Annotated in this window: 9 protein-coding genes; all 9 read left to right on the plus strand. The window is 64.4% G+C overall.

Annotated features, from left to right (window positions below; genetic code table 11):
* The first annotated feature begins 127 nt into the window (after nucleotides 1-127).
* The 9 genes from msuE to VA602_RS26205 all read left to right on the plus strand — a co-directional run bounded on the left by msuE (nucleotide 128) and on the right by VA602_RS26205 (nucleotide 12,336).
* Complete coding sequence (gene msuE, locus VA602_RS26165) at nucleotides 128-688, plus strand: FMN reductase (protein WP_054890659.1); 561 nt, start codon at nucleotides 128-130, stop codon at nucleotides 686-688.
* 9 nt (nucleotides 689-697) lie between these two features.
* Nucleotides 698-1,885: an acyl-CoA dehydrogenase family protein gene (locus VA602_RS26170; protein ID WP_151924639.1), complete on the plus strand. Its 1,188-nt coding sequence runs from the start codon at nucleotides 698-700 to the stop codon at nucleotides 1,883-1,885.
* Nucleotides 1,886-1,895: 10 nt separating this feature from the next.
* The gene (locus tag VA602_RS26175; protein ID WP_054890660.1) at nucleotides 1,896-3,011 is read left to right on the plus strand and encodes a sigma-54 interaction domain-containing protein; all 1,116 of its coding nucleotides are present in this window, start codon (nucleotides 1,896-1,898) and stop codon (nucleotides 3,009-3,011) included.
* A gap of 164 nt (nucleotides 3,012-3,175) precedes the next feature.
* The gene (gene pvdM, locus VA602_RS26180; protein WP_112898326.1) at nucleotides 3,176-4,528 is read left to right on the plus strand and encodes a pyoverdine-tailoring dipeptidase-like protein PvdM; all 1,353 of its coding nucleotides are present in this window, start codon (nucleotides 3,176-3,178) and stop codon (nucleotides 4,526-4,528) included.
* Nucleotides 4,529-4,543: 15 nt separating this feature from the next.
* Entirely contained in the window at nucleotides 4,544-5,821 is a 1,278-nt protein-coding gene (pvdN, locus tag VA602_RS26185; protein ID WP_200602389.1) for a pyoverdine-tailoring periplasmic protein PvdN, read from the plus strand.
* 14 nt (nucleotides 5,822-5,835) lie between these two features.
* Nucleotides 5,836-6,696, plus strand: coding sequence for a formylglycine-generating enzyme family protein (locus VA602_RS26190; RefSeq protein ID WP_323454737.1), 861 nt, complete (start codon nucleotides 5,836-5,838; stop codon nucleotides 6,694-6,696).
* Nucleotides 6,697-6,811: 115 nt separating this feature from the next.
* Nucleotides 6,812-8,146, plus strand: coding sequence for a lysine N(6)-hydroxylase/L-ornithine N(5)-oxygenase family protein (locus tag VA602_RS26195; RefSeq protein WP_153773697.1), 1,335 nt, complete (start codon nucleotides 6,812-6,814; stop codon nucleotides 8,144-8,146).
* 16 nt (nucleotides 8,147-8,162) lie between these two features.
* Nucleotides 8,163-9,812, plus strand: coding sequence for a cyclic peptide export ABC transporter (locus VA602_RS26200; RefSeq protein ID WP_323454738.1), 1,650 nt, complete (start codon nucleotides 8,163-8,165; stop codon nucleotides 9,810-9,812).
* Nucleotides 9,813-9,978: 166 nt separating this feature from the next.
* Nucleotides 9,979-12,336, plus strand: a complete 2,358-nt coding sequence (locus VA602_RS26205) for a TonB-dependent siderophore receptor (protein ID WP_323454739.1) — start codon at nucleotides 9,979-9,981, stop codon at nucleotides 12,334-12,336.
* Nucleotides 12,337-12,542 lie beyond the last annotated feature (206 nt).

The raw sequence follows: 12,542 nt of genomic DNA on the forward strand, positions 1-12,542 counted from the left end.
CCGCTGCGCTGGCAACACGGCCGTTGTCGCAGAAATCGCGGCAACCCGTTGATTCAAAAGGAATCGAAACTTCGGCACGACGATTGCTCAAGCAAAGTCCCCCGCTCACCCGAACAGGAGACTCGCCATGAGCACCCCCTTGAACGTCGTTGCCCTCTCCGGTGGTACTTCCCGCCCTTCGCGCACCCTGGCATTGACCGAAGCCATCCTCGCCGAGCTTGGCCAGCATCTGCACATCCGGCCGCACCTCATCGAGCTGGGCGATATTGCCCGCCCACTGGGTGCTGCACTGTGGCGTAGCGAACTGCCCGACACCGTCGAGCAGCAACTGCAGCACATCGAACAGGCGGACCTGCTGGTGGTGACCACTCCGGTCTACCGGGGCAGCTTCCCGGGGCACTTCAAGCACCTGTTCGACCTGATCGGCCAGGACGCCCTGGTGGACACCCCGGTATTGCTGGCAGCCACTGGCGGCAGCGAGCGCCACGCGCTGGTGCTGGATCATCAGTTGCGCCCGCTGTTCAGTTTCCTGCAGGCACTGACCCTGCCCATCGGCGTCTATGCCAGCCAGGCCGAGCTGCAGGACTATCGCGTTTCCAGTGATGCCCTGGCTGCGCGCATTGGCTTGGCCGCCGAACGTGCCGTACCGCTGTTCGCCCCTCACCATCAGCTGCGCAAGAGTGCCTGAGTGACCACCATGAATGCACCCGTGACACCCACCACGCGCCCGGCACTGGCCATTGCCCACGATCTGGCCGCCCAATTCGCCCTCACTGCTGTCGAACGCGACGAACGCGGCGGCACCCCCAAGGCCGAGCGCGATGCCCTGCGCGACAGCGGCCTGCTGTCACTGGCCATCCCCACGGCCTTCGGTGGCCAAGGGGCGACCTGGCGTGAAACCTTCGATGTGGTGCGTGAGTTCGCCCGGGTCGACAGCTCCATTGCTCACGTGTTCGGTTTCCACCACCTGATGCTGGCCACCGTGCGCCTGTTCTCACGCCCTGACCAATGGCAACCCTGGTTCGAACAGACTGCGCGCAAGCATTGGTTCTGGGGCAACGCCCTCAACCCGCTGGACACGCGCACCCAGGTCAAGCACTTCGAGGGGTGGTGCGAGTTTTCCGGCAAGAAAAGCTTCTGCTCCGGCGCCAGCGACTCGGAAATGCTCATCGCCTCGGCGGTGGACGAACGCGCCGGCGGCAAATTGCTGATCGCCGCAATCCCCAGTGGTCGTACCGGCATCAGCCTGCACGGTGACTGGGACAACATCGGTCAACGCCAGACCGACAGCGGCAGCGCCACCTTCGAAAGGGTGCGGGTCGAGCACAACGAACTGCTGCTCGATCCCGGCCCGCTGAGCACGCCGTTCGCCGCCTTGCGTCCGCTGATCGCGCAACTGCACTTCGCCAACCTGTTCCTGGGTATCGCCGAAGGCGCCTTCGACGAAGCGCGCCAGTACACGCTGAAGGAAAGTCGCCCCTGGTTCCGCTCCAGCGCCAGTGAGAGCCGCGAAGACCCCTATGTGCTGCGCCACTATGGTGAGTTCTGGGTCGGCCTGGAAAGCGTGCGCCTGCTGATCCGCCGCGCCTGCGACCAGCTCGATGCGGCCTGGGCCCTTGAGCACAACCTGAGCGCCGAGGCGCGTGGCGACCTGGCCCTGGCCATCGGTACCGCCAAGGTTGCCGCAACGCGCCATGGGCTGGACATCTGCAACCGTCTGTTCGAAGTCACCGGCGCCCGCGCCACCCATGCCTCACTGCGCTTCGACCGGCACTGGCGCAACCTCAGGACCCAGACCCTGCACGACCCGGTGGACTATCGCATCCATGAACTGGGCGAGTGGGCGCTGAACGACAAACGCCCTGCCCCGTCCTTCTATTCCTAAAGGCACGTCCATGCAATTGCTGACCCTCCCCCCTTCACCGTCATTGGCTACCTCGATCAGGGCGACCGCACAGGTCTTCGAAGACCCCAGGTCGCAGGCGCTGCTCGCCCACCTGCAACAGGTCGCTCCCAGCGAGGCCAGCGTCCTGATCATTGGCGAGACCGGCACGGGCAAGGAGTTGGTCGCACGCCACATCCACAACCTCAGTGCCCGCCGCGACGGCCCGTTCGTTGCGGTCAACTGCGGCGCGTTTTCCGAGTCGCTGGTCGAGGCCGAACTGTTCGGCCATGAGAAAGGCGCCTTCACCGGCGCTCTCGCGTCCAAGGCCGGCTGGTTCGAGGAGGCGAACGGCGGCACGTTGTTCCTCGATGAAATCGGCGACCTGCCGCTGCCCATCCAGGTCAAGCTGCTGCGTGTGCTGCAGGAACGCGAAGTGGTGCGCCTGGGGTCACGCAAGAGCATCCCGATCAATGTGCGCGTGCTGGCCGCCACCAACGTGCAACTTGAAAAGGCCATCAACGCCGGGCACTTTCGCGAAGACCTGTACTACCGCCTGAACGTCGTCACCCTCTCGCTGCACCCGCTGCGCGAGCGGCCGGGCGATATCCTGCCGCTGGCGCGCCACTTCATCCGCAGCTACAGCGAGCGCCTGGGCTACGGCCCGGTGGAACTGGCAGCCGACGCCCAGGCCAAGCTGGTGGCCTACAGCTGGCCGGGCAACATCCGCGAGTTGGAGAACGTGATTCACCACAGTCTGCTGACCTGCGGCGACGGCTTGATCCATGCCCGCGACTTGCGCCTGTCGAACCTGCGCCTGGAACGTCAGGACGATCTGCCTTCGCCGGCCTCTGCCAGCAAGGACGGCGGCATCGATGAACTGCTGCAGCAGGCGTTCAGCCGGCTGTACGAGGAGCAGCCGGGAGACCTGTACGAGAAGGTGGAGAATGCGTTGCTGCGCTCGGCCTATCACTTCTGCCATTACAACCAGGTGCATACCGCGCAGTTGCTGGGGCTGTCGCGCAACGTCACGCGCACGCGGCTGATCGCCATCGGTGAGCTGGTGGTGAACAAGCGCCGCGCACCGGAGCAGCCGTTGGACAACCGGATGGTGCGTCTGTCGATCTGAACGCTTCATTGCCGATGCCACCCACCGAGGCGCGCTTTTCGCGGGTAAACCCGCTGCTGCACGTAAATCTCGCCCCATGCCATTCGTCCACCTGATACCCGAACCCTGCCCGGCGGCTCCTTTGCCCGCCAGGCGGTTGCGATCAGCCCTGCAACGAGATGGCAATGACCAAGACCCGTTCCCGCAAAGCCCTGTATATAGGCCTGCCTCTGGCCCTGGTGGCCGCCCTGGGCAGTGCCGCCGGCTATTTCTACTGGCAACGCCAGGATGCTGGCTACCCGCACAAGATCGTCGAACAGGCCAACGCCCTGCATGAGCACATGCTCTCGTTCGACAGCCACATCACGGTGCCGCTGGACCTGGGCAGCACCGGCAACGAGATCGACAAGGACGGCCCGGGGCAGTTCGACCTGGTCAAGGCCAACCGCGGTCGTCTTTCCGGTGCGGCCCTCACAATCTTCGGTTGGCCGGAAATCTGGAACGGCCCGAACGCCCCGCACCGCCCTACCCCAGGCTTCGTCGACGAGGCGCGCCAGCAGCAGGAAGTGCGCTACAAGATCATCAGCGGCATGGTCCGCGACTTCCCCAACCAGGTCGGTATCGCCTATACCCCCGACGACTTCCGGCGCCTGAACGGCGAAGGCAAGTTCGCCATCTTCATCAGCATGCTCAACGCTTACCCGCTGGGCCATGACCTGTCGCAGCTCGACCTGTGGGCAGCACGCGGCATGCGCATGTTCGGTTTCAGCTACACCGGCAACAACGACTGGGCCGACTCCTCGCGCCCGCTGCCGTTCTTCAACGACACCGCCGACGCCCTGGGCGGCCTGTCGCCCTTGGGTGAACAGGCGGTCAAGCGCCTCAACGACCTGGGCGTGATCATCGACGTCTCGCAGATGTCGACCCTGGCACTGGAAGACGTCGTGCGCCTGAGCCGCGCGCCGATCGTGGCCTCGCATTCGGCGCCGCGGGCGCTGGTGGACATTCCGCGCAACCTGTCCGACAAGGAAATGCAGCTGATCAAGGACAGCGGCGGCGTGATCCAGGTGGTGGGCTTCGGCCAATACCTCAAGCCCCTGGGCAAGCCGGTGCTGGAAAAACTCGAGGCGCTGCGTGCGCGCTTCGACCTGCAACCCCTGCAGGGCCTGGCCAATGCCCTGATGCCGGGCGATGCGGTGATCGCCATCTGGCCTGAATCACGTTTCGGCGAGTACGCCAGCAGCCTGTACGGAATTCTTGAAGAAGAACCCAAGGCGACCCTCAAGCAGTACGCGGACGCCATCGACTACACAGTGAAGAAGGTGGGTATCGACCACGTCGGCCTCAGCTCGGACTTCAACGACGGCGGCGGCCTCGATGGCTGGAAGGATGTCAGCGAGATTCGCAACGTCACCGCCGAGCTGCTCAGCCGTGGCTACAGCGAAACCGATATCGCCAAGCTCTGGGCCGGCAACTTCCTGAGGGTCTGGGACCAGGTGCAAAAAGCCGGTCAACCTGTCGCTTCCACCCAACACTGATCAAGGCCTGCCCGCATGAGCAACCGTCGTACCTTTCTCAAGCAGGCCGGCCTGGTCGCCGCGAGCCTGCCGCTGCTGCCTGGCGCCCTGGCTGCAACCTCGTCGCCAGCAACGCTCACCGGCACGGACAAATGGCGCAACCTGCGCACGCTGTTCCCGCTGGACCCGGACATCGCCCACTTCGCCAACTTCCTGGTCACCGCCCACCCGCGGCCGGTGCAGGAAGCGATCGACCGCCACCGCGCCGACCTCGACCGCAACCCCGCCGCCCTGATGGACTGGGAAAGCCAGTACGAATGGCAGCGCGAGGACGAAGTGCGTGACTGGGCCGCACGCTATCTGGAGGTCGGTCCGCGGCAGATCGCACTGACCGGCAGCACCACCGAAGGCCTGGCCATGATCTATGGCGGCCTGCAGGTCGGCGCGAAGCAGGAGATCCTGACCACCGAGCACGAGCATTACTCCACCCACAAGACCCTGGCCTTCCGCACCCAGCGCGAGGGTACGCAGGTGCGCAAGATCCGCCTGTTCGACAACCCATGGGAAGTGTCCACCGACCAGGTGCTGACAACCCTGGAGCGCAATATCCGCCCAGAGACCCGCGTGCTGGGCATGACCTGGGTGCACTCGAGCAGCGGCGTCAAGCTGCCGGTCGGCGAGATCGGCGAACTGGTGCGCCGCCACAACCGCGACCGCAGTGAAGCCGAGCGCATCCTCTATGTGGTCGACGGCGTGCACGGCTTCGGCGTGGAGAACCAGCGCTTCGCCGACTTCAACTGCGACTACTTCATCGCCGGCACCCACAAGTGGATGTTCGGCCCGCGCGGCACCGGCATCATCTGCGCCGCCTCGACCGGCATGGATCACCTGACCCCCAGCGTCGCCACTTTCTCCCGCGATGAAGACTTCGCCACCATCATGACCCCCGGCGGCTACCACGCCTTCGAATACCGCTGGTCACTGGGCGAGGCGTTCAAGCTGCACCTGCAACTGGGCAAGGCCGATGTGCAGGCGCGTATCCACCAGCTCAACGCGCTGCTCAAGGAGCGCCTGCTCGAAGACCGCCGCATCGAACTGGTGACGCCGCGCAGCGCGCAGTTCTCGGCAGGCTTCACCTTCTTCCGCGTGCCCGGCAAGGACCCGGATGCCTTCGCCGCCAAACTGATCGCGGGCAAGGTGATGTGCGATGCCGTCGAACGCGACGTCGGCCCCGTCATCCGCCTGGCGCCAGGTTTGCTCAACGACGAACAGCAGATCGACCGGGTCATGCACCTGATTACCCAGCAACTTTGAACAAGGCATCTTCCATGAGCACACCTCTGCACCGCCTCACCCTGGCCGCCGTGCTGGCCGCCTGCAGCCTGCCGGCCCTGGCCGCGCAGCCGTCGGACAAGCCCGGCACAGTGTTCCGCGACTGCGCCAGGACCTGCCCGGAAATGGTCGTGCTGCCTGCCGGCACCTTCACCATGGGCACACCGCCCGACGAGATGGGCCGCCAGGACGACGAAGGTCCGCAGCACCCGGTGACCTTCGCCAAGCCGTTCGCCATCAGCCGCTTCCAGATCACCGCCGGTGAATGGGCCGACTACCAGAAGGCCACCGGCATCGTCATCGCCGACGGCGACGATCGGCCCGGACGGCGCTGCACCAACAGCAAGCCCAGCTACCCGCAAGGCCCTCGCCAGCCAGCGGTGTGCATGAGCTACGACGACATCGAGCACTATGTGGCCTGGCTGTCGAAGAAGACCGGCAAGCATTACGCCATGGTCAGCGAAGCCCAGCGCGAATACGCCGCACGCGGCGGCAGCACCGGCATGTTCCCGTTCGAGCCGGACGCCAACCTCGAGATCAGCAAGAACGCCAACGTCTACGGCCCCAAGGATGGCTACAGCTTCAGCTCGCCGGTCGGCAGCTTCCCGGCCAACGCCTTCGGCGTCTACGACATGCACGGCAATGTCTACGAATGGGTCGCCGACTGCTACCACGACAGCTATGTCGGCGCCCCCGCCGACGGCAGCGCGCGCACCGAGGCGAGCTGCACGCAAATCTCCATCCGTGGCAACGACTGGGGTGAAGCGCCGATCTTCTCGCGTTCGGGCAACCGCAACACCACGGTTCGCGACGACCGTGGCGACTGGCTCGGTTTTCGGGTAGTCCGCGAGCTCTGAGGCGCTACGCGGCGGTAAATTCTCCCACCCTCGGCTCGTTCTTATCGGTGTACTTGCGCAGGACTCGGGGCGCCCCACGCGGCGCCCCCACTCGACCATCCAAGGAACCGCAACCATGAGCCAGACCTCTTCGCCCGACAAAATCCACGACCTCATCGGCGTCGGCTTCGGCCCTTCCAACCTGGCACTGGCCATTGCCCTGGAAGAGCTCGCCGAAACCAACGGCCACGCCCTCGACGCGCTGTTCATCGACAAGCAGAGCGACTACCGCTGGCACGGCAATACCCTGGCTACCCAGAGCGAACTGCAGATCTCCTTCCTCAAGGACCTGGTCTCGCTGCGCAACCCCACCAGCCCCTACAGCTTCGTCAATTACCTGCACCAGAAGCAGCGCCTGGCCGACTTCATCAACCTGGGCACCTTCTACCCTTGCCGCCTGGAGTACAACGACTACCTGCGCTGGGCCGCCGAACATTTCGCCACCCAGGCGGTGTATGGCGAGGAAGTGCTGCGCATCGAACCGGAACTGCGTGATGGCCGGGTCGATCACCTGCGTCTGGTCTCGCGTGACCAGCACGGCCAGGAGCACCAGCGCCGGGCCCGCTCGGTGGTGGTCGGCAGCGGCGGCACGCCCAAGGTTCCCGATGCCTTCCGCCCGTTCAAGAACGACCCGCGCGTGTTCCACCACTCCCAGTACCTGAGTGCCCTGCAGCAACTGCCGTGCAACAGCGGCAAGCCCATGCGCATCGCCGTGATCGGGTCGGGCCAGAGCGCTGCCGAGGCATTCATCGACCTCAACGACAGCTACCCGTCGGTCAAGGTCGACATGATCCTGCGCGCCTCGGCACTCAAGCCTGCCGACGACAGCCCGTTCGTCAATGAAATCTTCGCCCCCGAGTACACCGACCTGGTGTTCAACCAGCCGCACGCCGAACGCGAGAAACTGATCGGCGAGTACCACAACACCAACTACTCGGTGGTCGACCTCGACCTGCTCGAACGCATCTACGGCATCCTGTACCGCCAGAAAGTCGCCCATCAGTACCGCCATGCCGTGCTGTGCCGACGCACCATCGAAACGGTGGTCGACACCGCCGAAGGTATCGAGCTGACCCTGCGCGACCTGGCCACCGACGTTCGCCAGACCCACCGCTACGACGCGGTGATCCTCGCCACCGGCTACGAGCGCCGCTCCCATCGCGAGCTGCTGGCTCCGCTGCAGCAGCACCTGAAAGACTTCGAGGTCGACCGCGACTACCGCGCCCTGGCCAGCCCCGAGTTCGGTGCCAGCGTCTACCTGCAAGGCTTCTGCGAAGCCTCGCATGGGCTCAGCGACACCCTGCTGTCGGTGCTGCCGTCACGTGCCGCAGAAATCGGTCAGTCGCTTTATCAGCATCTGGGCAAGCAGGCCAGCAACGCCCCCGCCGCGCTGCGCATGACCAGCGCCTGAAGACAGGAACCTTCCGATGAGCAAACAACCCCGTGGGGCCGTGCGTGAGCTGCTGACGCTGCTGCGGCCCTTCTGGCCGGTGGTCGCCCTGTCGATTGCCCTGGGCATGGTCGGTGGCCTGAGCGTCACCGCTCTGTTGGCCACCATCAACACCGGGCTGCACACCGAAGGTGGGCTGAGCCAGGGGCTGGTGCTGGGCTTCGTCGGGCTGTGTGCCCTGGCGTTGGTCAGCAGCATCCTCTCCGACATCGGCACCAACCAGGTGGGCCAGCACATCATCGCCAAGCTGCGCAAGGAGCTGGGCGAGAAGGTGCTGGCGGCACCGATCGAACAGATCGAGCGCTTTCGCAGCCACCGCCTGATCCCGGTCCTGACCCATGATGTGGACACCATCAGCGACTTCGCTTTCGCCTTCGCGCCACTGGCGATTTCGCTGACCGTCACCCTGGGCTGCCTGGGCTACCTGGCGATGCTGTCCTGGCCGATGTTCCTGATGATGCTGGCTGCGCTGGCCATTGGCATCGCCATCCAGTCGGTGGCGCAGTCCCGCGGTATTCGTGGGTTCATGGCGGCGCGCGATGCCGAAGACCAGTTGCAGAAGCACTACAGTGCAATCGCCGCCGGTGCCAAGGAGCTGCGGATCCACCGCCCGCGCCGCCAGCGCATGTTCCAGCACGGCATCAGCGACACCGCCGAACGGATCCGCGATCTGCAGACACGCTCGATCAACACCTTCGTGGTCGCCAAGAGCCTGGGCTCGATGCTGTTCTTCGTGGTCATCGGCCTGGCCCTGGTACTGCAATCGCTCTGGCCCAGTGCCGATGCCAGCGTCATGAGCGGTTTCGTGCTGGTGCTGCTGTACATGAAAGGGCCGCTGGAGCACCTGATCAGCACCCTGCCGATCATTGGCCGGGCGCGCATTGCCTTCCAGCGCATTGCCGAGCTGTCGGAGCGTTTCGCCACCCCGGAGCCTCACCTGTTGCTGGCCGACTCCGGTCAAGCCGCACCGCAGGTGCACAGCCTGGAATTGAGCGATGTCGGCTTTGCCTTCCCGGCGGTCGGCGATGCCCGCCCCTTCACCCTCGGGCCGGTCAACCTGAAGATTGCCCAAGGCGACATCGTGTTCATCGTCGGCGAGAACGGCTGCGGCAAGACCACCCTGATCAAGCTGCTACTGGGGCTGTATGCTCCCCAGCAAGGCCAGATCAAGGTCAATGGCAAGGCCGTGGATGCCGAATCGCGCGACGATTACCGCCAACTGTTCACCACGGTCTTCGCCGACTACTACCTGTTCGACGACCTGGTTCAGGGCGACCAGGCGATTCCCGAGGATGCCAACCAGTACCTAGAGCGCCTGGAAATCGCCCACAAGGTCAAGGTCAGCGATGGCCAGTTCAGCACCACCGACCTGTCCACCGGGCAACGCAAGCGCCTGGCGCTGGTCAATGCCTGGATCGAACAACGCCCGGTGCTGGTCTTCGATGAATGGGCCGCCGACCAGGATCCGACCTTCCGTCGCATCTTCTATACCGAGCTGCTCCCGGACCTCAAGCGCCTGGGCAAGACCATCATCGTGATCTCCCACGATGACCGCTACTTCGACATGGCCGATCAGCTCGTGAGGCTGGAAGCCGGCAAGGTCGTCGAGGAGCTGACACCCGCCTGAAAAAAACAGAACCGGATTTTTCCGGTTCTGCTGTGTGTGTGCGTCTCACTAGATGTAATGCAAATCATTATCTACAACATAATCATAGAGTCTGCCAATGCACGTCTTCCCTAACCTTCGCCCGTTGTCAAAGGCCATGCTTGTCCGGCGCCTCATGGCGTCCGGCTTGCCCGCCACCGCTGTCGGCATGATGCTGGCAGCGCCGATGGTTGCCCAGGCCCAGCAAGTGGTCTTCAACATTCCCCAGCAGGCGCTTGGTAGCGCGTTGATTGCGTTCGGGCAGCAGAGCCAGTGGCAACTGCTGTACTCTCCCGACCAGATCAGCGGCCTGCGCAGCACCGCAGTCAAGGGTTCGCTGGAGCCCGATGCCGCGTTGCGCCAATTGCTCGGCGGCACGGGCCTTGGCTACAGCATCAACGGCACCACAGTGACCATCAGCGGCCGTAGGGAAGGCGGCGCGGTGGAACTGGGGGCGACCAACGTCAACGCTGGCGTGCTGGGCGAGACCACCGAAGGCACAGGCTCGTACACCACAGGCTCGATGAGCACGGCGACCAAGTTGCCGACGTCGCTGCGCCACACGCCGCAGTCGGTCACGGTGCTGACCCGCCAACGCATGAACGACCAGAACATGCAGACCCTCGAAGACGTCTCGCTGTACACCCCTGGCCTCACCCTGCGCAAGACCGGCGGTGAACGTCCGACCTTCTATTCACGCGGCACCTCGGTCGACAACATCATGATCGACGGCCTGCCAGTGGCCTACGATACCGACACCCTCGGCACCTCGATGCTGTCGATGTTCGATCGCGTGGAAGTGGTGCGCGGCGCCTCCGGACTGATGGTTGGTGCCGGCAACCCGTCGGGGACGTTGAACCTGATCCGCAAGCGACCAACCATCGAGCCGCAGATGTCGATCACCACCAGCGCAGGCTCGTGGAACAACTTTCGTACCGAACTCGACGCCAGCAGCAAGCTCAACGACAGCGGCAGCGTACGGGGTCGCGCCGTCGTCGCGCTGCAGGACAAGGACAGCTTCGTCGACGACTACAGCAACAAACGTCAGTTGATGTACGGCATCACCGAGTTCGACCTGACCGAGGACACCACCCTCACCCTGGGCGGCTACTACAACCGCGAGGACAACCCTGGCGCCGATTGGTCCGGGCTGCCGACCTACGCCAACGGCAACTTCCTGCCGATCTCTCGCTCGCACCGCATGAGCCCGTCCTGGACCTACTGGGACAAGAAGAACAAGAGCGTCTTCGCCGAGATCGAGCACCACTTCGACAATGACTGGAAGCTGCGCCTGAACACCACCTGGCTGCGCGGTGAGATGGACATGCTCGGTACCAGTTTCTATCGCCTCGACCAGGCGGCCGACACCCTGCAGCTCAACGTAGGCCGCTACACCTACGAGCACACCCAGAAGAGCGTCGATGGCTATGTCAGTGGCCCGTTCAGCCTGTTCGGTCGCACCCACGAACTGGTGCTCGGTGGCAGCTACCGCCACGACCGCACCGACGACGGCCCTGGCGGCGGCCCGCTGGGCACCTTCGATTACCCGGTCGATCCGCTGTCGTTCGATTTCGGCTCGGTGCCCAAGCCCGAGATCGACTTCAACTGGTCGCGCAAGGGCAAGGTCGAGCAGTCCAGCACCTACGCCACCGTTCGCTTCAACCTCCAGGACGACCTCAAGCTGACTCTCGGTTCGCGCCTGGACTGGTATGAATACGAACAGCAGACCCAATCCGGCCAGTACGCCTTTGGCGGCAGCTCCAAGGCCACCCGCGAGTTCACGCCCTATGCCGGCGTGGTCTACGACCTGAACGACACCTACTCGGTGTACGCCAGCTGGACGCGTATCTTCAAACCACAGGTATCCCGCTCGGCCACCGGCTCCATACTCGACCCGGTCACCGGCACCAACTACGAGACCGGGATCAAGGGCGAATACTTCGGCGGCGCCCTGAACGTGAGCCTGGCCTACTTCCAGTTGAACCAGGAGAACCTCGCCACGGCCCTGCCACAGTCGTCCTGCCCGGACCTCTCCGACGGCTGCTACGAGGCGGCGGGCGAAGTCGAAACCAAGGGCGTCGAGCTGGAAGTGCAAGGCATGCTCGCCGAGGGCTGGCAGGCGTCGGTCGGTTACACCTATGCCGCCGACAAGTACGCCAAGGAAACCGGTACTCAACAGAAGGGCGACCGCTTCGACAGCGACACCCCTTACAACCTGTTCAAGGTCAACACCGTGTACCAGTTGCCGGGTGACCTGAACCAGTGGAGCATCGGTGGCGGCTTCCGCACCCAGAGCCGGGCCTATACCAGCTTCGGTGTGCAGCAGGGCGGCTACAGCGTGACCGACCTGATGACCGCCTACCGGATCAACAAGCACTTCACCGTGCAAGGCAACCTGAACAACGTGTTCGACAAGCGCTACTACCAGAACATCAGCAACCCGGCCGGGGCCAACATCTTCGGCGATCCGCGCAACTTCACCGTCACCATGAGGTGGACGCTGTAACCTCTGCACCCTCGGGCCTGCCAGCCAGGCCCGATCTACTCTGGCGCGATCGAAACGCCCACCACACGAAGCAATCACCCGCCATTCATGACTCCAGGTCAAAAGACCTTGCCCCCCGCCGCTCTTAATCAACCCCGCTGCAACCTTCAAACTGCTCCCCACTCGAATGGTCGATGTGTCCAGGCGCCAGCGCCTCCCGATCGATC

This window comes from Pseudomonas machongensis (assembly GCF_034961125.1).
Taxonomy (GTDB): Bacteria; Pseudomonadota; Gammaproteobacteria; order Pseudomonadales; family Pseudomonadaceae; genus Aquipseudomonas; species Aquipseudomonas machongensis.